Origin of the sequence: Klenkia sp. PcliD-1-E, from assembly GCF_024124375.1 — a bacterium.
In the GTDB taxonomy this organism is placed as follows: domain Bacteria; phylum Actinomycetota; class Actinomycetes; order Mycobacteriales; family Geodermatophilaceae; genus Klenkia.
Map to the genome: position 1 here is coordinate 1 of NZ_JAMXRZ010000245.1, position 1,560 is coordinate 1,560.

At 79.6% G+C, this 1,560-nt stretch carries 4 protein-coding genes; all 4 read left to right on the forward strand.

Going from position 1 to position 1,560, the window contains the following annotated elements; all coding sequences use genetic code 11:
- On the forward strand, nt 1–252 hold a 252-nt coding region (locus tag NH342_RS22900; protein ID WP_374209502.1), incomplete at its 5' end, for a type II secretion system F family protein.
- Between the two features lie 141 nt (nt 253–393).
- Complete coding sequence (locus tag NH342_RS22905) at nt 394–582, forward strand: DUF4244 domain-containing protein (protein ID WP_253018666.1); 189 nt, start codon at nt 394–396, stop codon at nt 580–582.
- Nucleotides 583–584: 2 nt separating this feature from the next.
- Nucleotides 585–938, forward strand: coding sequence for a TadE family type IV pilus minor pilin (locus NH342_RS22910; protein ID WP_253018668.1), 354 nt, complete (start codon nt 585–587; stop codon nt 936–938).
- On the forward strand, nt 935–1,405 hold the full coding sequence (locus tag NH342_RS22915; RefSeq protein ID WP_308200733.1) for an Rv3654c family TadE-like protein: 471 nt from the start codon (nt 935–937) through the stop codon (nt 1,403–1,405). Before NH342_RS22910 ends, NH342_RS22915 begins: the two co-directional genes overlap by 4 nt.
- Nucleotides 1,406–1,560: the final 155 nt, after the last annotated feature.

Sequence of the window (1,560 nt, forward strand, 5' to 3'; positions counted from 1 at the left end):
GGGGTCCCCGCCGACGCCGCACCGCTGGCCCGGGTGGTCGTGCGGGCGGGGGAGACCGGGTCGTCGGTGGTGCCCGCGCTGCACGCGCTCGCGCTGGACCGGCGGGCTGCCCACCGGGCGGCCACCGCGGCGGCGGTGCAGCGCGCCGGGGTGGCGGTACTGGCCCCGCTGGGTGCCTGCTTCCTGCCGGCGTTCCTGTGCCTGGGTGTGGTGCCGCTGGTGCTCGGCGTCGCCGCCGACGTGCTCGGGTGATGCACATCCGCGGCCGAGGTGCCCGCCGTCGTCCACACCCGGGTCCGTCGTCCACAGATGCCCGGCGCCGGGTCCCGGTCCGGGGCGGTGCACGCAGGCTCCTCCCAGGTCCGACGGTCGGGCCGGTGAGGGAGGTGCGGCATGAGGGAGTGGCGGTGGGTGCGGCGGGTGACGGCGGACCCGGAGGACGGGATGAGCACCGCGGAGTACGCGGTGGGCACGGTGGCGGCCTGCGCGTTCGCCGCGGTGCTCTACCAGGTGGTCACCGGCGACTCGGTGGTCGCGGGACTCGGCGCCCTGGTGTCGCGGGCCCTGGCCACGCTGGCCTGACGGTGGCCCGGGACCGTGAGCGCGGCATGGTCACCGCCGAGACCGCCGTCGTGCTCCCGGTCCTGCTGGTCGTGCTGGCCGCCGCGGTGGCCGCGGTGGTCCTGGTCGGCGCGCAGCTGCGGTGCGTGGACGGCTCGCGCGAAGGCGCCCGCGCGGCGGCCCGTGGTGAGTCCGCGGCGGTGGTGAGCGACCTCGCCGGGCGGGCCGGCCCCGACGGCGCGACCGTCGTCACCGCCACCACCGGTGACCGGGTGCAGGTGACCGTGTCGGCCCGGGTGCAGCCGCTGGGCCCGCTGCCGCTGGCCCTCACCGTCTCCGCCACTGCCACCGCGCTGGTCGAACCGGGTGCCGGGTGAGCGGGCGCGGACCGGTCGGCGCGGCTGCAGCCGGTCACCGCAGCGGCATCCGGTCACCGCGTGCCCTGACCGGACGCCTGCGCGGTGACCGGCTGCGGCCGCCGGGGGACGGGGAGCGGGGGTCCGCCACGGTCTGGACGGTGGCGCTGGCTGCAGTGGTCGCCCTGGTGGGTGCCGCCGCCGTGCTGGTCGGGGCGGCCGTGGTGGCGCGGCACCGGGCCGGTGCCGCGGCCGATCTCAGCGCCCTCGCGGTGGCGGTGCGAGCGGTCCGGGGGGACCCCGGTGCCTGCGCCACCGGAGCAGCGGTGGCCGCGGACAACGGCGCCGAGCTGGTCGGCTGCACCGTGGGTCCCGGCGCCGTCGTCGCCGTGGAGGTGTCGGTCCCGGTCCGGCTCGGCCCGCTCGGGCTGCTCGCGGCCGGTGGCCGGGCCCGGGCCGGTCCGGTGCCGTGGGGCACCGGCCCGTGAGCGCCTCAGAAGACGATGTCGTCGTCCGGGGTCGCGGCGAACGGGTCGTCCTCGGCCGGGGGCGGGTCGGCCTCGCTGGGCTGCGGACGACGCCGCCGCACCGCGCGGGCCGGGGGAGGGGCGCCGAGCTGGGCGCGGCGGCGCAGCGCCCGGGA